This is a genomic window from Pseudorhodobacter sp. (assembly GCF_034675685.1).
GTDB lineage: Bacteria > Pseudomonadota > Alphaproteobacteria > Rhodobacterales > Rhodobacteraceae > Pseudorhodobacter.
The window spans coordinates 245,768-267,842 of sequence record NZ_JAUCDA010000002.1 but is presented as its reverse complement, the minus strand read 5'-3'; the positions used below and the strand labels follow the sequence as shown (position 1 = coordinate 267,842).

22 protein-coding genes are annotated in these 22,075 nt (G+C 58.4%); 15 read left to right on the top strand and 7 right to left on the bottom strand.

Annotated elements, in window-relative coordinates; all coding sequences use genetic code 11:
• Position 1: 1 nt before the first annotated feature.
• The 5 genes from ugpE (at position 2) to VDP61_RS01350 (ending at position 4,680) form a co-directional block, all read left to right on the top strand.
• The gene (gene ugpE, locus VDP61_RS01370; protein WP_323005467.1) at positions 2-838 is read left to right on the top strand and encodes a sn-glycerol-3-phosphate ABC transporter permease UgpE; all 837 of its coding nucleotides are present in this window, start codon (positions 2-4) and stop codon (positions 836-838) included.
• A 4-nt stretch (positions 839-842) separates the two neighbouring features.
• Positions 843-1,889 (top strand): sn-glycerol-3-phosphate ABC transporter ATP-binding protein UgpC, encoded by a 1,047-nt coding sequence (locus tag VDP61_RS01365; protein ID WP_323005142.1) that lies wholly within the window; start codon positions 843-845, stop codon positions 1,887-1,889.
• 181 nt (positions 1,890-2,070) lie between these two features.
• Complete coding sequence (locus VDP61_RS01360) at positions 2,071-2,991, top strand: AGE family epimerase/isomerase (RefSeq protein WP_323005141.1); 921 nt, start codon at positions 2,071-2,073, stop codon at positions 2,989-2,991.
• Positions 2,921-3,310, top strand: a complete 390-nt coding sequence (locus VDP61_RS01355) for an AGE family epimerase/isomerase (protein WP_416236477.1) — start codon at positions 2,921-2,923, stop codon at positions 3,308-3,310. Before VDP61_RS01360 ends, VDP61_RS01355 begins: the two co-directional genes overlap by 71 nt.
• Positions 3,311-3,654: 344 nt before the next feature.
• On the top strand, positions 3,655-4,680 hold the full coding sequence (locus tag VDP61_RS01350) for an AI-2E family transporter (protein WP_323005140.1): 1,026 nt from the start codon (positions 3,655-3,657) through the stop codon (positions 4,678-4,680).
• A 113-nt stretch (positions 4,681-4,793) separates the two neighbouring features.
• Here the strand turns inward: VDP61_RS01350 and VDP61_RS01345 are convergent, their stop codons facing one another.
• Complete coding sequence (locus tag VDP61_RS01345; protein ID WP_323005139.1) at positions 4,794-4,967, bottom strand: DUF1328 domain-containing protein; 174 nt, start codon at positions 4,965-4,967, stop codon at positions 4,794-4,796.
• Positions 4,968-5,201: 234 nt separating this feature from the next.
• Between VDP61_RS01345 and VDP61_RS01340 the strand changes: the two genes are divergently transcribed.
• From VDP61_RS01340 to VDP61_RS01325, 4 genes are all read left to right on the top strand, one after another.
• Complete coding sequence (locus VDP61_RS01340; RefSeq protein ID WP_323005465.1) at positions 5,202-5,393, top strand: PLDc N-terminal domain-containing protein; 192 nt, start codon at positions 5,202-5,204, stop codon at positions 5,391-5,393.
• A gap of 90 nt (positions 5,394-5,483) precedes the next feature.
• Entirely contained in the window at positions 5,484-5,957 is a 474-nt protein-coding gene (locus tag VDP61_RS01335; RefSeq protein WP_323005138.1) for a hypothetical protein, read from the top strand.
• A complete protein-coding gene (locus tag VDP61_RS01330) occupies positions 5,957-6,376 on the top strand; it encodes a phage holin family protein (RefSeq protein WP_323005137.1) in 420 nt (139 codons plus the stop codon). The genes VDP61_RS01335 and VDP61_RS01330 overlap by 1 nt, the downstream gene beginning before the upstream one ends.
• Entirely contained in the window at positions 6,363-7,034 is a 672-nt protein-coding gene (locus VDP61_RS01325; RefSeq protein WP_323005136.1) for a hypothetical protein, read from the top strand. Before VDP61_RS01330 ends, VDP61_RS01325 begins: the two co-directional genes overlap by 14 nt.
• A gap of 69 nt (positions 7,035-7,103) precedes the next feature.
• Here the strand turns inward: VDP61_RS01325 and VDP61_RS01320 are convergent, their stop codons facing one another.
• The 5 genes from VDP61_RS01320 to VDP61_RS01300 all read right to left on the bottom strand — a co-directional run bounded on the left by VDP61_RS01320 (position 7,104) and on the right by VDP61_RS01300 (position 13,539).
• Entirely contained in the window at positions 7,104-7,676 is a 573-nt protein-coding gene (locus VDP61_RS01320; protein ID WP_323005135.1) for a PqiC family protein, read from the bottom strand.
• A 1-nt stretch (position 7,677) separates the two neighbouring features.
• Entirely contained in the window at positions 7,678-9,762 is a 2,085-nt protein-coding gene (locus tag VDP61_RS01315; protein WP_323005134.1) for an intermembrane transport protein PqiB, read from the bottom strand.
• The gene (locus VDP61_RS01310; RefSeq protein ID WP_323005133.1) at positions 9,759-10,394 is read right to left on the bottom strand and encodes a paraquat-inducible protein A; all 636 of its coding nucleotides are present in this window, start codon (positions 10,392-10,394) and stop codon (positions 9,759-9,761) included. The genes VDP61_RS01315 and VDP61_RS01310 overlap by 4 nt, the downstream gene beginning before the upstream one ends.
• Positions 10,361-11,017, bottom strand: coding sequence for a paraquat-inducible protein A (locus VDP61_RS01305; protein ID WP_323005132.1), 657 nt, complete (start codon positions 11,015-11,017; stop codon positions 10,361-10,363). Before VDP61_RS01305 ends, VDP61_RS01310 begins: the two co-directional genes overlap by 34 nt.
• Before the next feature lie 230 nt (positions 11,018-11,247).
• Positions 11,248-13,539, bottom strand: coding sequence for an arginine/lysine/ornithine decarboxylase (locus VDP61_RS01300; protein ID WP_323005131.1), 2,292 nt, complete (start codon positions 13,537-13,539; stop codon positions 11,248-11,250).
• A gap of 281 nt (positions 13,540-13,820) precedes the next feature.
• Here VDP61_RS01300 and iolG point away from each other — a divergent pair, with 281 nt between their 5' ends.
• The 3 genes from iolG (at position 13,821) to VDP61_RS01285 (ending at position 17,890) form a co-directional block, all read left to right on the top strand.
• Complete coding sequence (iolG, locus tag VDP61_RS01295) at positions 13,821-14,816, top strand: inositol 2-dehydrogenase (protein WP_323005130.1); 996 nt, start codon at positions 13,821-13,823, stop codon at positions 14,814-14,816.
• A 95-nt stretch (positions 14,817-14,911) separates the two neighbouring features.
• Positions 14,912-16,195: a glycerate kinase gene (locus VDP61_RS01290; RefSeq protein ID WP_323005129.1), complete on the top strand. Its 1,284-nt coding sequence runs from the start codon at positions 14,912-14,914 to the stop codon at positions 16,193-16,195.
• 192 nt (positions 16,196-16,387) lie between these two features.
• Entirely contained in the window at positions 16,388-17,890 is a 1,503-nt protein-coding gene (locus tag VDP61_RS01285; RefSeq protein ID WP_415233952.1) for a mannitol dehydrogenase family protein, read from the top strand.
• Between the two features lie 46 nt (positions 17,891-17,936).
• Here the strand turns inward: VDP61_RS01285 and VDP61_RS01280 are convergent, their stop codons facing one another.
• A complete protein-coding gene (locus VDP61_RS01280; protein WP_323005128.1) occupies positions 17,937-18,710 on the bottom strand; it encodes a GntR family transcriptional regulator in 774 nt (257 codons plus the stop codon).
• Positions 18,711-18,888: 178 nt separating this feature from the next.
• Between VDP61_RS01280 and VDP61_RS01275 the strand changes: the two genes are divergently transcribed.
• The 3 genes from VDP61_RS01275 to VDP61_RS01265 are packed head-to-tail and all read left to right on the top strand — an operon-like array spanning position 18,889 to position 22,067.
• Positions 18,889-19,779, top strand: coding sequence for an N-acetylmuramic acid 6-phosphate etherase (locus VDP61_RS01275; RefSeq protein WP_323005127.1), 891 nt, complete (start codon positions 18,889-18,891; stop codon positions 19,777-19,779).
• Positions 19,780-19,830: 51 nt separating this feature from the next.
• On the top strand, positions 19,831-21,081 hold the full coding sequence (locus VDP61_RS01270; protein WP_323005126.1) for an ABC transporter substrate-binding protein: 1,251 nt from the start codon (positions 19,831-19,833) through the stop codon (positions 21,079-21,081).
• A gap of 59 nt (positions 21,082-21,140) precedes the next feature.
• Positions 21,141-22,067 carry a sugar ABC transporter permease gene (locus VDP61_RS01265; RefSeq protein ID WP_323005125.1) on the top strand — a complete coding sequence of 309 codons (927 nt, stop codon included), beginning with the start codon at positions 21,141-21,143 and terminating at the stop codon, positions 22,065-22,067.
• Positions 22,068-22,075: the final 8 nt, after the last annotated feature.

Genomic DNA, 22,075 nt, shown 5'->3' with positions numbered 1-22,075 from the left:
CATGGTAGAGCGGCGCGGCGCGGGGCTGTGGCTGACGCATCTGCTGATGATTTGTGGCGTGCTGGTGGTGTTTTTCCCGATCTGGCTGGCCTTTGTGGCGTCAACCGTCACGCAGGCCGATATTTCCAGCCCGCCGCTGCCCTTGCTTCCTGGTGGGCATTTTCTGGAAAACTACAGCCGCGCGTTGTTTTCAGGCGTGAATGTGCCGGTAGGAACGATGCTGATAAACAGCCTGATCATGGCGATTGGCATTGCGGTGGGCAAGATTGTGATCTCGTTGCTTTCGGCCTTTGCGATTGTGTATTTCCGCTTTCCGGGGCGAAATATGTTCTTTTGGCTGATTTTCCTGACGCTGATGCTGCCGGTGGAGGTGCGGATCGTGCCGACCTATGAGGTGGTGGCAAGTTTCGGGATGCTGAACAGCTATTCCGGGCTGATCTTTCCGCTGATCGCCAGTGCCACCGCAACCTTTCTGTTTCGGCAATTCTACCTGACGGTGCCGGATGAATTGACCGAGGCAGCACGCGTTGATGGTGCCAGCCCGATGCGGTTTTTCTGGGATATCATCTTGCCGATGAGCCGGACCAATATCGCGGCGCTATTCGTCATTTTGTTCATCTATGGTTGGAATCAATATCTCTGGCCGCTGCTGGTGACGACCAAGCCCGAGATGAATACGATTGTGATGGGAATCAAGCAGATGTTCCCGTCGGGCGACGATCTGGCCGATTGGCCGGTGATCATGGCGACCTCTATTCTGGCGATGGTGCCGCCGATTTTTGTCGTCGTATCCATGCAAAAACTGTTTATCCGCGGACTTGTGGACAGCGAGAAGTAAAAGAATGGCAACTGTAGAACTGGACCACGTCAAGAAGCGCTTTGGCAAGGCCGAGGTAATTCAAGGCATCAGCGTTGATATCGCGGATGGTGAGTTTATCGTGATCGTCGGGCCATCGGGCTGCGGAAAATCGACCTTGCTGCGGATGGTGGCAGGGCTGGAAACGATCAGCGAGGGCGAAGTTCGGATTGGCGGCATACGCGCGAATGAAAAAGAGCCGATGGAGCGCGATATTGCGATGGTGTTCCAGAATTATGCGCTTTACCCGCATTTTTCCGTGGCGCAGAACATGGGATATGGGTTGAAGATCGCGGGGCTGCCCCGCGCCGAGATTGACCGAAAGGTGCGCGAGGCGGCGGATCTGCTACAACTCTCGGCGCTGCTGGATCGGCGCCCGCGCGAGCTGTCGGGTGGGCAGCGGCAGCGGGTGGCGATGGGGCGTGCGATTGTGCGCGAACCTGCGGTGTTTTTGTTTGATGAGCCGCTGTCGAATCTGGATGCGAAGCTGCGGGTGCAGATGCGGCTTGAAATCAAGGAATTGCAGGCCAAGCTGGGCATTACCGCGCTTTATGTGACGCATGATCAGGTAGAGGCGATGACAATGGCCGACCGCATGATTGTGATGAATGGCGGTATAGCCGAGCAGATCGGGACGCCGCTGGATGTCTATGAACGGCCGCAAAGCCTGTTTGCAGCGCAGTTTATCGGCAGCCCGTCGATGAATATCCTCGATTCCAAGGTCAGCGGCGGGCGGGCATCAGTGCCCGGCGGGTCGTTTGCGGTTACGGCGGCGGATGGGCCGGTAAAACTGGGTCTTCGGCCCGAACATGTGGTGCCGGATGAGGCCGGCCCATTGGCGCTTGCCGTGCATCTGGCCGAGCCTTTGGGGGCGAACACCCTGTTGCATGGCGTGCTGGATGGTACGGATATCAGCTTTACCGCCAGCCTTGCCGGCGTGCATCGCAGCCAAAAACGGGGGCAGGTTGTGCGGCTTAACGCCGACCCCGCCAACCTGCATCTGTTTGATATGGCAGGCCAGCGACTAGAATAGGGCGTTACGCCCTGAACCTGGCCGGTATATCGCTGCCCAAGATCAAAAATCAATGTGTCATGTGCTGGGCTTGTTTCAAGTCAAAGGCGAAACGCTGTAGGCGTGCGCCAAAAGCGGCTTGCAATCGGCATGGCGCAGACAGATTGTAAACCGCTTTGGTTTTTTCAAAAAGGCACTTCAAATGCGCGACCCCCTTGCTGCGACAACAGATGGCTATTGGCTGAATGATGCTGTGCATCGCGCCTATCTTATTCGCGACGCCTTGCGACAGCTGGATTTCTTTGATGCCAGCCTTGGGGCAAAGACGGGGCTGGTCACGCTGGATTTTGCCGGGAAACCGCTGCCGGGCGCGCAGGAGTTGATTACAACGACACGGCTGACCCATTCCTATGGGCTGGCCCAGATCGCAGGCAGGCGTGATGGCGCAGGGATTATTGATCGGGGGATGGCTGACCTTTGGCATCGCCACCGCGACAAGGGGTATGGCGGCTATGCCTGGGCCGTTGATCAGGCCGGCGTCACGGATGGGGTCAAACTGGCCTATGGGCATGTGTTTGTTTTGCTGGCCGCAGCCACCGCGAAACAGGCGGGGCACCCAGAGGCGGATCGGTTACTGGCCGATGTGTCCGAAATCATCGACCGGCACTATTGGGATAAGGATGCAGGCCTGTTGCGCGATGAATTCACCCAGGATTGGCAGGCATTTTCCACCTATCGTGGCATGAACGCCAATATGCACGGGGTTGAGGCAATGTTGACCGCCTATGAGGCGACAGGCGAAGCGCTGTATCTAAGCCGTGCCCGCAGTATACTCGACTTTTTTGTGGGTCGGATCGCGCCTGCTGAAAACTGGCGCCTGCCCGAACATTATACCCAGGATTGGCAAGTTGATCGCGTTTACGAAGGCAACCCGATGTTTCGCCCCGCAGGCTCCACCCCCGGCCATTCGTTTGAGATTGCACGAACTCTTGCTGCAAATGTGGGATCTTTCGGGGCGTGTCGGTACGGATGCGCCAATCGCTGCGCGCCGCTTGATCGGGCAAGCGCTGGCGGATGCCTGGCATGCCGAGCGTGGCGGTCTTGTCTATACGCTGGCGGTTGATGGTACTGTGGCGCGAAGCGCGCGCTATTGGTGGCCAGTGACCGAAGCAATCGGCGCAATTGCGGTATTGATCAAGCTGGACCCGCAGCCGCAGGATGAAATCTGGTATCGTCGGCTGTGGCAATTTGCCGATGACCATCTGATCGACCATGCCCGCGGCGGCTGGTTCCCCGAACTGTCCGACACCAACGCAGTGGCTATGGCGCAATTTACCGGCAAGCCAGATATTTACCACGCGTTGCAGGCCGAACTTTTCCCGCTGGTGTCTGGCACCAGCCGTTTCTCAAGCGCTTTGGCGGCGGACAGGCCTTTGGCATGACCCGACGCGCCAGCCTCAAAAAATTCGGATAGGGGGTAAAGTGCTTTTGCAAAGGCAGACGGATGGGGCAGAGACAGCGGCAGTTGCTACAGGCCGCGCTGCGTTGATACGTCAGCCAAGGCCGTGCACCTGATCAGGTTTTTGCGGAAACGCAGTAGCAGCTAGTGTTGTGGCGCAGGGAACCGATATGCGGCCCGGCGCGTTTCTTGGTGAGATGGGCTATTCTTGCCCCCATGCTCTTTTCCAGAATCGGATAGCCAACCGTGTCTCCGTCACCGCATTCATTTCCGATACATTCCACCGCGAAGCAAACCAATCAAGCCCTGACAAGGGCTTGCGTCTTTATGGCGTTCATTCTGGCCCTGTTTGCCATTTCTTTGGCCAGTGGCTTTTTGATCCCGGTCACACTGGCCTTTTTGCTGTTCTTTGTGTTTGCCCGCCTGCGCCGATCCATGGTGCGGCGCAAGATTCCGGCAGGCATAGCGGCTGGCCTGATCGTGTTGACTGTGGTCGTGGCGGTTGCCCTTGTGTTGATGGCGATTGCAACCCCGGCCAGTCAATTGCTGGACCGCATCCCGGAAATCACTGGCAGGCTTGAAAGCAAGATCCAGGGGCTTCGCGGGTCTATTTCGTTGCTGGACGCAGCGGTCATGCAATTGCGCCGCAATGGCGACCCGGAATCGGCGGTGGTGACCAGTTCGGCCTTTATCGCCATCGTAACGGCGATGCCGGAATTGGTGGGTCAGGTTTTCTTTGTGCTGTGCCTGCTGTTCTTTCTGATCCTGTGCGGCGATTTGCTGTACCTTAAAATTGTTCAAAGTTTTGATGCGCTTAGCGATAAGCGGGCGGCCTATAAGGCCCTGCGCGATATCGAGGATAGTTTGGGCCAGTATCTTGGGGCGATTACAATCATCAACGTCGGGTTGGGGGTGGCAATTGGGCTGGCGATGTGGGCGCTTGGGATGCCAAGCCCGGCGGTTTTTGGCCTGATGGCCTTTCTGTTCAATTTCGTGCCCTATCTTGGTGCGATTGCTGGGGCATTGGTTGCCACATTCGTTGCGCTGATGACCTTTTTCGGCATCGGCTACCCGCTGTTTGTCGGTCTGGTCTATATGGCCCTGACCGCGATCGAAGGGCAATTGATCACGCCATATTATGTCTCGCGCAGGCTGCGCATGAATCCGGTTGTCGTGTTTGGCGCAATTGCGCTTGGCGCCTATCTATGGTCAATCGTGGGCATGGTTGTTGCGGTGCCTTTGCTGGTGGTGACAAGTGTTATCGCTGATCATTTGCCCGCGCTGCACAAATTCGCGAACTTCCTGTCAGGAGAGTCACCGCCGCTTTTGGCCACGACAGACACGCCAACCTGAAGCGTTTCCGGTACTTGTTGAAATTACCTTTGCGGCCCAAAAAAAGCGCCTTGGCATGACATGCCAAGGCGCTTGATATTGTATCATAAGGGTCTGTTACGACACGGTTTTTGTCAAACAGGTGGCCGCCCCTTCAGCGCGCGGGCAATCATTGCCACGACAAATAGCACGATAAAGATGAAGAACAGGATCTTTGCGATCCCGGCAGATGCGCCCGCAATGCCACCAAAACCGAGGGCGGCAGCGATCAATGCGACGACAAGAAATGTAAGAGCCCAGCCAAGCATTCGGTATCTCCTTATTGGTTACAGCGATGCTAAGAGAACGTCTTGACTGGCCGTCTGGTTCCGTACTTTGGCTGTAGATCTTTCGGGCAGCGGTGGTTTGTTGCGCCAAAAGGGCTGGCCCCTTTTGCAAAGGCCCCACAGGTCCATCCGGGAACCAAAGCTGCAATCGGTGCGTTGATGCACGAATACCCACCACGGAACCAGCCACGGAGAGCCGCGATGACAGAGTTGAGCATGTTCGAGTTTTCAGGGATCGGCGGCCTGATCGTTTTGGCGCTCGATATTTGGGCCCTGATAGGTATTGTCGGGTCCAGCGCATCAACCGGGCGCAAGGTTCTTTGGGTTCTATTGGTCGTCTTGATGCCGATACTGGGTTTCGTGCTTTGGCTGTTTTTCGGCCCGCGCACAGAAAAAGGGCGGGCGTAGCGCTGGCACGTCTCGCATGATCCGCAGTTTTCCTTATGGTTTGGAATTCAGACGGCCTGACACTTCAACACAAACGGAATGGAGATTATCATGGCAAAACCAGAGCGTGAAATTACTGAAACGGTATCGGCGCTGGAGCAGCATAGCCTTGCTGCCGCTGAAGATATAACCAGCTACGCCAAAGAAGCGGTCGAGGAGGCAGCCCATAGGGCAGCGGATGCGGCGGTTGCGGCGAAAGAAGTCATGCAGCAAACGGCAGGCCGAGCAAAAGCAGCTGCGCATGACGGTGTCGAAAAAGCGTCTACCGCCTTGCGCGAGGTTTCGGCCAGCGATGTGGTTGGGCGCACCAAAAGCTTTGCCAAGGAACACCCCGCCCTGTTCGTGGCGGGTCTGGCCCTGGCCGGCTTTGCCCTGACCCGTGTCTTGCGCGCCGGAGGTTCGACGGATGAGGCGCAGGCAGACATCTCGCGCCGGGTTGCGGAGGACGTCAAGGCGCAAGCCACGAAAGCCGCACCTAGGCAAACCGCACCCAAAAACCCTAAAAGGGCCAAAGCGCTGGGCTAATGATGCCTGATGCCGGGCCCAAACACGCGGGCGGTCTGATCCTTCAGGCGCTTTGCCATCTGCGCCGCATTTTCGCGGCAGAGTTGGCTCTGACCAAGCTGGATATCCGGGCGGCCATCGTGGCGGCGATTTTGGCCGTGGTTTTTTGTTGCCTCGCCGTCATCATCGCCTTGGTGGCTGTGATGCTGTTGGGAATGGCGGTTGCCAGCGCTTTGGTTGCCAACGGGGTGGCGCCGTGGATGGCGCAGCTTGTGACGTCTGCTGGGTTTTTGGTCGCTGCGGGGGCTGCATTTTGGGGGGCCATACGATTTATGCGCCGCGTTCTTGGCCTGCCGGGGCGGGTATATACGCGGATCGTGGAGGATCTGGAACGGGTCCTTCAAGCTGTAGCAGCGGGAGAGGAAGATGAAGCGGAATGAGTTGCGTGCGCTTGTGCAGGCCGAGACCCAAGGGCTGGCAGACACAGTATCGGGCCTGAAATCCAGGCTTGATCCCAAGCAAACCGGGGGGAATGCCAGCCCGCAAAGCGCCGGCGGCGGGCTTGGGGCGAGGCTGGCTTTGGCTGTCAAAGCGGGGGGCAAAGCCGGGGGCAAAGCTGTGGGTGACCGCATTGCGCGAAATCCGCTTGCTGCGGTGATTGCCGGGGCCGGGCTGTGTTGGCTGATGTTCGGCAAGCGGGAAACAGCACCGCCGCCAAAAACCAAAGACCATTGGCGGGGCGATGCTGGCATCAAGGCGCCAGAATCACAAACCCCGGATGCCGACGACCACAGGCCAAAGCCGGAACCGACCGAGATCATGGCCAGCGGTATCGCCGCACTTGCCCTTGGTATTGCCGCAGCCGCATTGCTGCCGCGCAGCAAGCCCGAGGACAAGGCTTTGGGCGGCGCGGGTGAAACCCTGCGCGACCTGGCCACCGCGACCAGTGATGAGGCGATCTCCTTGCTGGGGGGCGCGCTTCGTCACATGGGGACAGAGGCGATTTGGCACTGTGAGGCCGCACTCAAAGAGGCGTTGGACAGCATCGTTGAGCAGGCCGAAACCGCTTTTGAGGAGAGCGGCCAAAAATCAGAGTGAGCCCATCAAAGGCAAAAAGCAAAGGGTGCCAATGTTGCCCCCCAAGCGCCAGCTCAACCGCAAAACACGTCAGCGCCGCAGTTTCTTGACGATTTCGTCCGACAGCTTGTCAATGGCGATGCCGGTCGCCTGTGCCACTGCTGCGGGCGAACTGTCGGCCATGGGCGCAGTCACCGCAAAGCGCTGAACCGATTCCCGAATTGCGCCATTTGGCGCGGCAATGGCGAACTGGCCGCTCAGCTCAAAACTGCCATCGGTTTTGGCAATCATCCGGTCAATCCGCACTTCGACGCGCACATCGGCTGGCTCGGCCAGTGGCCACGGCTCTGAGGCAACCGATGCCGTCGATCGCAGATCCAGACTGCGCGACAGCGCCCCTGTTACACCGCGCACGGGGTCATCCGCCCAAATCGCCTTTGGCACAACCGACAACGCGCCGCCGCTTTGTTCGACAACGATCTCGGAGGCCGCCGCATAGGCAGGCAAAGACACATCCCGCACTTCAATTGTTCGCACCGCAACGCGCGCTTTTGTTACCGTCGCTTCGGCGCTGGTGGCAATTGGAAAACGCGCGTTTGTATCGCCACAAGACATCAGCGGCACTGCGGCGGCGAGGGTAATGGCAGCAAGACGGAAGGTCATATCAACGTCCTAAAATAAGGGAATTTGGGTTGCGCTCAATCGTGCGGGCCAGTTGTGAAACAGCTCTTGCTGCTATTTTCAACTCTCGCAAAAGATCAAGCGTCTCGGCGTTGAAGGTCGATTTTTCACCGTAAGAGGCGATCAGCGCATCGGCCTTGGAAATAACCGCGTTCAATTGGGCGGTCACGTCGGGAAAGTTTTTCGCAGCCTGCGCCACCGCATCCGCCGCCTGGCGGGCCGAAGCAAGTGCTGCGTTGGTGTTTTCAACCGCGCCACCCTCGCGCAATTCGCGCAGTGCGGCCTGCACCTCGGTCAGCGCCGAGGCAAGCGCGGGCGGTATGCTTTTGGCACCTTCCGTCCCGATCAGCGCATCGGTGCTTTCCATCACACGGGTTACGGCTGCAACCAACTCTTCGGCTTTCAGGTCCTGAACCTTGGCGGCAATCGCCCGCAAGTCCACGATAAGGTCGGGCAAATCACCCGAAGCGGTGGCGATATCGGCGGATGCCTTGTCAAAGCTGTCCAAGGCACTGGACAGGTTTTCGACTGCGCCCCGCTCTTTCAATTCAGCCATGATGCTGCGCAAATCCACGATAACCCCGCGCAATTCTTTCGGAATGGCCTGGGTGTCTTCTTTGCCAATCAGGCCGCGGGCATCCTCAATCAGGCCCAGGATGGCGTCTGGCGCGCGTTGCGTGCCCTGGGCGGTGGCAATCGCCTCGATCGAGGCCATAAGCGATACCGCCTGGTTCATCACCGCCTCAATCGGCAGCTTGTTCACGCGTTCCAGCACCCCTTCGGCGGTTGCGGTGAAATCCGGCAGGTCTGATGTCACGCTTGGAATGATCGGGGTTCCATCCGCGTCAAGTTTGAGGCTGGCGGGCAACGCATCGGGAATATCGGCCAGTTCAATTTTCAACGCCGAGCTGAAGATGCTTGTTGTTGACAGGCGGGCGCGCATGCCCTTGGAAATCAGGCCTTCGATAAATGACTGCGTGGTTTCCTTGCCCGCATCGGCATCAAGGCCAAGCGATTGCGGATCAATCGAAATCAGCGCCCGCATATGGACCGAACTTCCTGCCGGATTTTTCATGATGAACGCGCCGATACTGGTCACCTGCCCGATACGCAAACCCCGAAACTCTACCGGCGCACCCGAGGCCAAACCGCTGACGGATTCACCAAAGACGACCGACATCGTTATGGAATTGGCGCTAAGCTGGGTAAAGATACTGTCGCGCGCTGCGGCCTCATTCTTGAAAAGCCGAAACAATGTGTCGTCGGTAACCGGGGCGCCGCCCGACACCACATTTTCAAACGCAACCCCGCCGGTCAAAAGCGACCCAAGGCTGGCGACATTCAGATCCAACCCCGCAGGCCCAAGCGTGACCGAAAAACCCGCCAAATTCCAGAACCGTAAATCCGTGGTCAGGAACTTGTCAAAAGGTGCGTTGATGAAAGCCTCTACATCGGTGCTATCGCCGGTTTCCGACAGGCGCGGGGTGTCTAGTTGCCCCACTTCCATGCCGCGAAAGAACACGGGGGCGCCGGGGGTAAGGCTGGTTCCGTTCTTGGACCGGATCATGACGCGGGTGCCTTCATGGCCGGGCCGAATAAGTGGCGTTTCAGATAGCCCTTCAAACGCGCGCGCGTCCGAACCTTTAATCGGCGTCCAGGCCGCATCAATATAAACGCCCGAAAGAACGGTTGAAAGCCCGCTGATGCCGCGCGCGCTTACCTCGGGGCGAACCACCCAGAACAGGGTTTCGGGGCTAAGGGTGGCGGCGACATCCTTGTTGATGCGGGCCGACACCTCTACCTGCGACATATCCTTGGAAAAGCTGACATCTTCGACAGCGCCGATGATCACATCCCGAAACCGGATCGTGGTATCCTTGGGGGTGATGCCCGCAGCATTGGTGAAAACGATGGTAATCAGCGTACCCTTGTTGCTGTAGCTTTGCCACGCCACGCCCAGCGATACGATCAACGCCAGAATTGGCACCAGCCACACGAATGACAGGTTGCGCCACGGCGACCGCTTTGCTGGTATCAGGTCCATAACGGGTAGGTCTTGTGGCGTCATTTAGCGTGATCCTTGTCAGCGTCCCAGATGAGCCTTGCATCAAAGCTTTGGGCCGAGAGCATTGTGAAAGCAACCGAGAGCGCAAAGCTTACGGCCGCGATTCCGGGGTGGATGCTGGCCGCCGAGCCGAGTTGCACGAGCGCGGTCAGAATGGCAACGACGAACACGTCGATCATCGACCAGCGGCCCACGAATTCCACCACCTCATAAAGCTGATGGCGACGATGGGCGGTAAGGCGGCTGGGGCGGTTTATGCCCAGTGCAAGGTAAGCGATGGCCAAAAACTTGCTGGCGGGGATGACGATGCTGGCAAAGAAAACAATCGCCGCGATGCCAATGGACCCGTGGTGTAGCAGTTCGACAATGCCGCCAAGCAAGGTACTTGCTGTTTCGGTCCCCAGGGTGGCGGTTTTCAACATTGGGTAAACATTGGCCGGCACAAAGGCGATGACGCCGGCCAGCCACCACGCCCAGACCTTTTGCAGGCTTTGCGTGTCGCGGCTGGCGAGGGTGGCCCCACAGCGCAGGCATGTTTTTTCGCGCGCGGCATGCACCCGGCCACAGCTTGTGCACCCTATCAGACCCGCATCACGCGCGGTCAGGTAGAGGCGCGTGTTTCCAGCGTTTTCCATATAATCAGGCTACTCATGAAATTGTCTTTAAGGACGGTGATAAGAACAAGTGCGGCAAAGGCCCAGAATGCAGGGCCAATGGTCAGGGTGGCAAGGCCGCCCACTTTGACCAGGGCAACCGCCACGCCGACGATGAACACCTCGGCCATGGCCCAGGGTTTTAGCTGTTGCGCCAAACGAAAGGCCTGGGCGGCACCGCGCGCCGGGTGATGCCCCAGCGCCATCGGGGCCACGGTGTATAGAATTGCCCCCAGTCGCATCAGCGGCAGCACCACGATCAGCGCCGCCATGGCAAGCGATAGCGGCACCATCAGCCCATCGGAATAGGCCAGGATTGTATCAATCACCGAGGCTTGTTGGCGCAGCCCGTGGGTTTCAATCGTCAGAAACGGAAAGCTGATTGCGGCCATCATCAAAATCGTGCCCGTCACCGCCAGCATCACTATCCGCGTCATTGCGTTTGGGCGCGGCGTTACCAGCTTGTGGTGACAGCGCGTGCACCGACCCTGCGCGCCCTGTGGAATGGCAGAAAAACGGTGCAGCGTATCGCAAACCGGGCAGGCCACCAGATCCTTGAGATCGGCGGTGGCAAGAACAGGGTGTGCGCCAGCGGTGTTTTCCATTGATGCCGTCTATAACATCGCTGAACCGGAGAAAAGGGCATGAAATTTGCATGCAATTGCATACATTTCATGTTTGTAACACGGTTTCGTGCCGCTGTTGCAAAGGGCTGGCTGCGCCGCGTTTTCGCAAACGATCGGGCGGGTTCTGTTAGCGCAAATCAAGGGGGAAAGCCCTTGCAGGGCAGCGTTTCAAACGCCGCGCTGCAAGGTTGGTCATACGCGGCGCTGGATTATTGCGCCACGCAATCGGCAAAGTAATGCACCACGCCGAGATCGTCGGTTTCCTGCACCAAGCCGTGAATATCGGTTTCAAATCCGGGGCATTCATGTGCGAATTCGCGGTTGAACTTCAGGTAGTCCACGATTTTTGTGTTGAACACCTCGCCCGGTATCAGCAGCGGGATGCCGGGTGGATAGGGCGTTACAAGGCTGGTCGTGATTCGCCCTTCCAACGCATCAATCGGCACCCGTTGGGTGGTGCGTCTTGCGATATGCGAAAACGCGTCTGTGGGTGTCATGGCCGGGGTGTGATCGCTGAGGTACATCTCGGTTGACAAGATCGCGACGTCATATTTCGCGTAAAGCTTATGCACATGCTGGCACAGGTCACGCAGGCCCATCTGCTCATAGCGCGGGTATTTCGCGCAAAACTCGGGCATCGTCCGCCACATCGGCTGGTTTTTGGCGTAATCATCCTTGAACTGCTGAAGCGCGCTTAGCAAAGTGTTCCAACGGCCTTTGGTGATGCCGATGGTGAACAGGATGAAAAAGCTGTAAAGGCCGGTTTTTTCAACAACAACGCCATGTTCGGCCAAGTATTTGGTAACGATAGAGGCGGGAATACCTTCATCTTCAAACCGGCCGTCAAGGTTCAGCCCCGGCGTGATCAGCGTTGCCTTGATCGGGTCGAGCATGTTGAAACCGGGCGCCATATCGCCAAAGCCATGCCAGGAATCGGTGCCGTCAGCGGCCTGCACGCCCTCGGCATCGGTGCGTTTCAGCACCCAATCCTTGGCGTGACCAATGCCCTCTTCCTCTAGCGCGTCGGGGCCCCAGACCTGAAACCACCAATCCTCTGCGCCGTATTCCGCCTCTACCTTGCGCATGGCGCGGCGAAAGTCGAGCGCCTCGGCGATGCTTTCTTCAACCAATGCGGTGCCGCCGGGGGGTTCCATCATCGCTGCCGCCACATCACAGCTTGCAATAATGCTGTATTGCGGGCTGGTGCTGGTGTGCATCAGATAGGCTTCGTTGAACAGGTGCCGGTCCAGCTTGGTATCTTGGCTGTCTTGCACCAGAACATGGCTGGCCTGGCTAATGCCTGCCAGCAGCTTGTGAATGGATTGCGTGGCATAGGTGACAGAATGCTGCGGGCGATCCCGTTTACGGCCCATTGCGTGGAAGCTGCTGTAAAACGGATGAAAGCTGGCATGTGGCAGCCAGGCCTCATCAAAATGCAGGTTCTCGATATAGCCATCCAGCGCGCTCTTGATGGTTTCGGTGTTATACAGCACCCCATCATAGGTGGATTGCGTCAGCGTCAGAATGCGTGGTTTCACCGTTTCGGCATTTACGCCTGCCAGCAATGGGTTGGCGCGGATCTTGGCCTTGATCGCCTCTATCTCAAACTCGGCGCGGGGAATTGGCCCGATGATGCCGTAATGGTTGCGCGTCGGTTTCAAAAACACCGGAATCGCGCCGGTCATGATGATGCTGTGCAGGATGGATTTGTGGCAGTTGCGATCCACCACCACCACATCGCCGGGCGCAACCGTATGATGCCAAACCATTTTATTAGAGGTGGAGGTGCCATTGGTCACGAAAAAACAGTGATCGGCGTTGAAGATACGCGCGGCATTGCGCTCTGACGCGCCAATCGCGCCGTTATGGTCAAGCAACTGCCCCAGCTCCTCAACCGAGTTGCAGACATCGGCGCGCAGCATGTTTTCACCGTAAAACTGGTGGTACATCTGGCCAATCGGGCTTTTCAAAAACGCCACGCCGCCGGAATGGCCTGGGCAATGCCACGAATACGACCCGTCTTCGGCATAGTTCAGCAGAGCCTTGAAAAAAGGCGGCTGGATGCCGTCCAGATAGCTTTTCGCCTCGCGGATGATATGGCGTGCCACAAATTCAGGCGTGTCTTCAAACATATGGATGAAGCCGTGTAATTCGCGCAAGATATCATTGGGCAAGTGGCGGCTGGTTTTGGTTTCGCCATAGATATAAATCGGCACATCGGCGTTTTTCCAGCGCACTTCTTCAATAAAGCTGCGCAGGTTCACCACTGCGGGGTCCAGATCAGGCCCAAGGCTGAATTCTTCGTCGTCGATGGAAAGCACAAAGGCGCTCGCGCGGGATTGTTGCTGCGCATATTTCGACAGATCACCGTAACTGGTCACCCCGGAAACTTCAAAGCCTTCTTTTTCTATCGCCTCGGCCACGGCACGGATACCCATGCCCGAAGAATTTTCAGACCGAAAGTCTTCGTCAATGATTACAACAGGAAAACGAAATTTCATGGGAATACTCCTAACGGGACAACCGCAGATAGGGTGACAAATTGCAACAAGCAAGGCTTGGCCGCTATGTCGGGCGCAGGTTTCGCACCCAGCGTGTTTCTTTCTTTTGATCGGGGGGCTGTCAAGCACCCACACCCCCGGCCTTTATCGTCCTTTGACCCAAATCACAGGCGGCACAATTACCCTTGCAGTTTCACACGCCCTTCGGCAATGCTCAACCCATCCACCTGCATCCTGTCATGGGATGCCAGAGATTTGATTTGTTTTGCAAGGATCATAAAATGCTTAAAGTTGGCCTTCTTGGTGCGGGGCGTATTGCGGGCGTACATGCGACAGCAATCACCGCACATCCCGGCAGTACGCTTGTCGCTGTTTCGGATCATATTCCCGAATACGCCCAGAAGCTTGCCGCGCAATACGGCTGTGAGGCCCGCACGACGGAAGCGATCATCGCTGACCCAGGCATTGATGCTGTGTTGATTGCAACGCCAACCGACACCCATTCGGATTTGATAGAGGCGGCAACGGCGGCAGGCAAAGCGGTTCTGTGCGAAAAGCCGGTGGATTTATCCTTGAAGCGGGCGCAGGCCTGCATGGCTGTTGTCGCCGCCCATGGCAAGCCTGTCATGCTCGGCTTCAACCGCCGTTTTGACCCAAGTTTCGGCGCGCTGAAGGCGGCTGTTGATGCGGGCGAGATCGGCAAGACCGAGTTGCTGTCGATCACCTCGTTTGATCCTGCGCCGCCGCCCGTGTCTTATGTCAAGGTTTCCGGCGGGTTGTTTCGCGACATGATGATCCATGATTTTGACATGGCCAATTTCATCATGGGGCAGGCCCCCGTCACCGTCACGGCGGTCGGCTCTTCGATCATAGATCCGCAAATCGGTTTGGCAGGGGATGTTGATACTGCGGTTGTCACATTGACCTATGCCGATGGCCGCATCGGAGTCATCAAGAATTCACGTCGCGCGGCCTATGGCTATGATCAGCGGATAGAGGTTTTGGGGGCTGACGGGCTGCTTCAGGCGCAGAATATGCTGGAAAATACGGTCGTAAAATCAAATGCGGGTGGCGTAACGGGGGCAAAGCCGACCTATTTCTTTCTTCAGCGCTATATGGCGGCCTATACTGCCGAATGGGCTGCCTTTGTGGCGGCGCTGGCAGATGGGTCGGCTATGCCCGTCACATTGGCGGATGGCGTGGCCGCACTGGCAATGGCCGAAGCGGCGACTCTTTCGGTTAAAACAGGTGGTCCGGTTCGGCTGGACAGTGTCTGAGCAGGGGTAACACGCGGCGCATCCCGGCAAAGGGCAGATTGCACTGCGGCCGGAATTTGGTTCGGGCCGACTTGCCGGAAGGGTGAAAAGCGAAAATGAAACGCACAGGCAAGACGGACGCTTTGGGCAATCCACGCGCTTTCCTGCGGGGATTGTTCCTAACGGCTGTCGCCTGTGCAGACCCAATGCTGTGCCTGAAGCCGCATCTGCCACCCCGCCAGCCGGGCCGTCTGGTGGTCATTGGTGCAGGCAAGGCCAGCGCCCGCATGGCCGAGGCGCTGGAGTCACATTATGGCCCCTGTGAGGGGCTGGTGATTACCCGCTATGGCTATGGCCGCCCGACCCAGCGCATCGAAATTGTACAGGCCGCGCATCCGGTGCCAGATGCCGCAGGCGTAGCGGCGACCCAGCGGATGCTTGACCTGGTCAGCGCACTTGGGCCTGCGGATCAGATCATCGCGTTGATTTCGGGGGGCGGTTCGTCATTGCTTTGCGCCCCCGCCCCCGGTTTGTCGCTGGCGGACAAGCAGGGGCTGAATGCGGCCTTGCTTGGCTCGGGTATGCCGATTTCGCAGATGAACATGATCCGAAAGCAGGTGTCAGCGGTCAAAGCTGGCAAGCTTGCAGCACTGGCACATCCCGCAAAAATCCTGAGTCTGGTCATTTCGGATGTACCGGGTGATGACCCCTCCGAGATTGCCTCGGGGCCAACGGTTGGCAGCACGGCGACACCTGCGATGGCGCTGGCCGCGCTTGATCGCTGGCAGGTCGATTTGCCGCGCCATATTCGCGACGCGATTGCACGCGCCCCGGCCCCCATCTTGCCCGATGATCCCCGGCTGGCCGGTGCCACGCTTGCAATTGTTGCGGCCCCGGCCCAATCGCTGGCTGCAGCCAGCGCCGAGGCCACGGCCCTTGGCGTGGATGTGCGCCATTTGGGTGACGCGGCGGAGGGCGAGGCCCGCGACCTTGCCCGCAGCCATGCCGCCCTTGCGCAAACGCTTGCCGCCGAAAACCACGATCACGCGATCTTGCTGTTATCAGGGGGCGAATGCACGGTGACCCGTCGTGGCGACGGGCGCGGCGGGCCGAATGCCGAATATGTTCTGGCCGCTGCATTGGCCTTGAACGGCCACGCGCAAATCCACGTCCTTGCCTGTGATACCGATGGCGTTGATGGGGTAGAGGAGGTGGCGGGCGCCTATGCCGGGCCCGATACGCTGGCCATCGCGGCGCAGCAAAGCGTCTCTGCCGAAACGGCGCTGGCACATAACGATGCGCATGGCTTTTTCAAGCAGGTCGGCGGCCAGATTGTCACCGGGCCAACCCTGACGAATGTCAATGATTTTCGGGCGATCCTGATCTTGCCCAAGGGCTGAGAATGTCGGGCAGCCTGCCCGGCAAACAAGACGCGCGTTCGGCGGATCAAAGCGTCCGGGCGGATAGGAGGAACTGCATGGCTGTGTTGGTCGAAAACCGATCGTTGCCGCCCGAACCCTTGCCCACGCGCCGGTTTGCAAGGCCCAAACCCTTGCCGCTTGCGCAGATAGCCCAAGGGCGGGGCAGGCCAGATGTTGGTCATTGCAGCACAGGTCTTGGCCTGGATGGAGGCTGGCTTGCCCGCTAATCATTTGACATGCCGTTTCGCCCCGCGCCCCGGCGTTGGTATCGTGCATCTGGGCCTGGGTGCCTTTTATCGGGCCTTTGGCGCGATTTATGTGGCCGAGGCGATGGCTGCACGCGGCGGTGATTGGGGCATTGTCGGTGTCTCGCTTAAAAGCCCCGGCACGCGAGACGCCCTGGCCGCCCAAGGCTGGGCCTATACCTCGGTCACCCTTAGCCCACAGGGTGAGGAGGCAAAGGTGATAGAGGTGCTGCAAGATGTTCTTGTTGCCCCCGAAAGCCCTGCCGCGGTAGTGGCAGCAATGGCCGACCCCGGCGTGAAAATCGTGTCGCTTACCGTGACAGAAAAAGGCTATTGTCACAATCCGGCGACAGGGGCGCTGAACCAAGATCACCCTGATATCCTGCATGATCTTGAAAACCAGCTTCCGGTATCGGCTGTGGGCTTTCTGGTGCGCGGCTTGGCGGCCCGGCGCGCAGCGGGGCTTGACCCGTTCACCGTGCTGACCTGCGACAATCTGCCAGAGAATGGCACGCTGCTGCGTGGCATTGTGCTGGAACTGGCCCGGCTTATCGACCCGGATCTGGCGGATTGGATCGCAGAAAAAGGCCGCTTCCCCGCCACGATGGTAGACCGGATAACCCCGGCCACAACCGATGCAGACATCGCGCGGGTTGCCGAAATGACGGGCCGCCGTGATGCGGCCCCCGTCTTGCACGAACCCTTTCGGCAATGGGTGATTGAAGACAGTTTCGTCAACAACGACCGCCCCGATTTTGCTGCCGTCGGGGTTCAGTTGGTCGCCGACGTCACCGCGTTTGAACATATGAAGCTGCGGATGCTGAATGGCACCCATTCCTCGCTTGCCTATCTGGGCTATCTGGCAGGGTATGAAACCATCGCCGACACCATGGCCAACCCCGCCTTTGCCAGCTTTGTGGAAAGGCTGTGGTCCGAGATCATGCCCGCCGTTGCCACCCCGCCGGGCACCAGCCTGCCTGATTACGCCCGCGCCCTGAAGCAGCGCTATGCCAATTCGGCCATCCGGCACCGCACCTGGCAAATCGCCATGGATGGCAGTCAAAAGCTGCCGCAGCGCCTTCTTGGCACGTTGGAGGCGAACCTGCAGGCGGGGCGTCCCTCGCCCTGCCTCTGCCTGGCACTGGCGGCATGGATGCGCTATGTTGGCGGCGTGGATGAAGCGGGGCAGCCGATTGACGTCAAAGACCCGCTTGCCAGCCGCCTGCGCGCGCTTTCGGATGCGGCGGGCACCCCGGCGGATAAGGTGACCGCGCTTTTGACGGTGACAGAGGTTTTCCCCCCGGCGCTGGCCGCACAGCTGCACGCGCTTGTCACTGCGGCCGCAGAACAGCTATGGGCGATTGGCGCGCAGGCCTCGGTGGAGACGTTGGGGTTGGGGCCGGCGGGGTTGGGGCCGGCCAAACCCTGAGCCGGGACGGGATATTCGGTTTTTTTGGCGCGTTGTGCTGGAAATATCAGCTATTGGGTTTCATGGCTGGGGCAAGCCGCAGTTCAGCCACAAAATCATAGGCATCGCCGCGATATATGGAGCGGGTGAATTCAACGGCGCGGCCACTGGCCAGATAAGAGGTGCGTTCTATGCGCAACCCCGCCGCGCCAGTCACCACCCCCAACAAATTGGCATCGGCTTCACACAGGTTGATCGCTGAAATTTTCTGGATGGCGCGAACCGGGCGGTTTCCACCGGCCTCCATCTGCTCATATAGCGAGGTTTCAACGGCCGATGGATCAGGTAAAATATCGCTCGGCAGCGAGGCGCGTTCTATCGCCATGGGGCGGCCATCGGCCAGCCGCATTCGGGCGATACGCGCAACCGAGTCGCCCATGGCAAGGGCGAGTGCGACACTTTCTTCGGGCGATGGCATGAAAATGCCGCGCTGCAACCATTGCGCCGATGTGGTCAGCCCGCGTCGCGCCATATCTTCGGTGAAGGACGTCAACCGCGAAAGCGATTGTTCAACCCGCGGTTTGCGGTCAACCACAAAACTGCCAGCCCCTTGCCGCTGAATGATTGCGCCCCGGTCAACCAGTGCTTGCATCGCCTTGCGCACGGTCACCCGCGACAAACCGGTCAATGCCGCAATTTCACGCTCGGGGGGCAGAGGGTTTTCTGCAGTCAAAACCCCTTGGGCAATGCCTTGCTCGATACGCTTTCGCAGTTTCACATAGCGCAAACCGCCAGCATCTTGCAGCCATTGCTCCGGGCTAAGAAATGCCAGGGCGTCCATGCGCATTCCCCTTGTTGCGCCGCATACAAACAATACCAATACAACACCTGTTCAGCATAATAAAGGCTGTTATTGCAGCGTTTTGGGTGTTGTTCGGATATTACGCGCCGTCTATAGAAAATGTTGGACAATAGGTCTTTTAAAGGTATCCTTATTGGGCCGCAGGAGAAAGAATCATATGCCATCGAAACAAACAGAAGCGTCTGGCCCTATTGCCAAGGGTTTTGACCTTTTGTCTGATGTCGAAATCGCACAGGCCCTGGCGCAGGGGCAGCAGGCGGCGCTGAGGGCGCTGAATGCGGCCATTCCTGATATCGCCAAGGCAGGTGCGCGCATGGCGCAGGCAATCGCGGCGGGTGGCAGGCTGATCTATGTTGCTGCCGGCTCTTCGGGGTTGATGGCGCTGGCGGATGCTGCGGAATTGGGCGGCACATTCGGCATTCCACCTGCGCAAATTCAGATATTCATGGCCGGCGGCATTCCGGTAGATGCCAGAATGCCGGGGGATGTTGAGGATGACACCGGGGCAGCGCTGCGCGCCGCCGATGGCATTACCGCGCAGGACGTGGTTATCGCGCTATCGGCGTCCGGCAGCACGGCCTATCCGATGGCGGTGGCACGGATTGCACGGGCGCGTGGCGCAGGTGTGATCTGTATCGCCAATAACCCCGATGCGGCCATGTTCGAGCTTGCCGATATTGCGGTTCTTCTGGAAACACCGCCCGAGGTGATCGCAGGCTCTACGCGGATGGGGGCGGGGACGGCGCAAAAAGCGGCTTTGAACATGATGTCAACCCTGATGGGCGTGCGCCTGGGCCATGTCTATGATGGGCTGATGGTTAATGTTGTGGCCGACAATGAAAAGCTGCGGGCGCGGGCGGTGGGTATAGTTTGCCAGATAGCCGACGTGTCGCCCGAACGGGCAACAGAGGCGGTTGCGCTTGCTGGGGGCGCGGTTAAGATTGCAGCTCTGCTGGCTGCGGGTGCGCCCGATATCACGGCAGCCACGACGATTTTGGCCGAAACCCATGGGGATTTGCGCGCTGCCTTGGCGCGCCTGCAAGAATAGGGCTGCGAGGCTCTGCGTAAAAACGGAACTGAAAATTCAAGGGAGAGAGAGATGAAAAAGACGACATTGGGACTGGCGCTTTTGGCCTCAACGATGCTGGTCGGCGTGGCGCAGGCCGAAACGACGCTGATCATCGAAAGCTGGCGCAATGACGATTTGACGCTGTGGCAGGATAAGATCATCCCCGCTTTTGAGGCGGCAAACCCGGACATCAAGGTGAAATTCACACCCTCGGCCCCGGCGGAATATAATGCGGTGCTGAATTCGAAACTTGATGCCGGTTCGGCTGGTGATCTGATTACCTGTCGCCCGTTCGATGCCTCGCTGGCGCTGTTTGATGGCGGCAAGCTGGCCGATCTGTCCGACCTTGACGCGATGGCCTCTTTCTCAAATGTTGCGAAATCTGCCTGGCAGACCGATGATGGCAAGGCCACGTTCTGCGTGCCCATGGCCTCGGTTATCCACGGCTTTATCTACAACAAAGACGCCTTTGCCGAACTGAACCTGACCGTCCCCGAAACCGAGGATGAGTTTTTTGCGGCCCTTGACGCAATCAAGGCCGATGGCACCTATATTCCGATGGCGATGGGCACCAATGATCAGTGGGAAGCCGCCACGATGGGCTATCAGAACATTGGCCCGAACTACTGGAAAGGCGAGGAAGGCCGTCTGGCGCTGATCGCCGGCACCCAGAAGCTGAGCGATGAAGCCTGGGTTGCCCCCTATGCGACGCTGGCCAAATGGGCGCCCTACCTTGGCGACGGCTATGAGGCGCAAACCTATCCTGACAGCCAGAACCTGTTCACCCTTGGCCGCGCCGCGATTTATCCGGCTGGTAGCTGGGAAATTTCGGGCTTCAACGGTTTGGTCGATTTTGAAATGGGCGCCTTCAAACCCCCGGTCAAAGCCAAGGGCGACAAGTGCTATATCTCGGACCATACCGACATCGCGATTGGCATGAATGCGGCCAGCCCGAACGCTGAAGCTGCAAAGAAATTCCTGAACTGGGTTGGCACGTCTGAATTTGCGTCGATCTATTCCAACGCTTTGCCGGGCTTCTTCTCGCTTTCCAATCACGAATTGGCGATGGAAGATCCGGTGGCACAGGAATTCGTAAGCTGGCGTAGCCAGTGTGAGCCGACAATCCGCTCTACCTACCAAATCCTGTCGCGTGGCACGCCGAACCTTGAAAATGAAACCTGGGGCGCATCTGCCGCAGCGATCAAAGGCACCGAGGCACCAGAGGCCATCGGTAAACGTCTGCAAGAGGGCCTTGCAAGCTGGTACGCACCGCAGCAGTAAAAACTGTTGGTCCGGGCAAGGGGATTGCCCGGACCAATGCGCCGGAATGGGAGGGATGAATGACAACCAAAAGCGCGCCGCTGAAAATCAGATGGCATATTGTGGTTTTTCTGGCCCCTGCCGTTCTGATCTATACGGCGATCATGATCTTGCCTTTGTTCAACACGCTCCGCCTTGCGCTTTATTCCGAGGTTGACCATGCGCGCGTTTTCGTCGGGCTTGCCAATTTTCGCACCCTGTTCGGCGATGCGCATTGGGCTGATGCGTTTTGGAACGCGCTGGGCAATAACTTCTGGTTTTTCCTGATTCACATGCTGGTGCAAAACCCGATCGGGATATTGTTGGCCGCTATCCTCAGCGTGCCGCGCTTGCGGTTTGCCAGCCTGTACCGCTCGGCTATTTTCGTGCCGACCATTCTGTCCTTTGTGATTGTCGGCTTTGCGTGGAAGCTGATCCTTTCGCCAATCTGGGGCATCGCGCCCTCTATGCTGGATTTTATCGGGTTGAAAAGCCTGATGGCGCCGTGGCTGGGCAAGGAAGAATATGCGCTGACGACCCTGGCGCTGATTTCGGTCTGGCAGTTCGTCGGCATCCCGATGATGCTGATCTATGCCGCGCTTTTGTCCATCCCCGATGAGATTTTGGAGGCGGGCGAGATTGACGGCATCACCGGCTTTTCCGCCTTCTGGAAGATCAAGCTGCCGCTGATCCTGCCCTCTATCGGCATCATTTCCATCCTTACCTTTGTGGCCAATTTCAACGCGTTCGACCTGATTTATGCGGCCCAGGGCGCGCTGGCGGGCCCCGATTTTTCGACCGATATTCTGGGCACGTTCCTGTACCGCACCTTCTTTGGTTTTCAGTTGCAACTGGGCGACCCGCATATGGGGTCAGCGATTGCGACGGCGATGTTTGCGATCATCCTGCTGGGGGTTTGCATCTATCTGTTCGCAATCCAGACCCGGATTCGGCGCTATCAGTTTTAAGGAGGTCG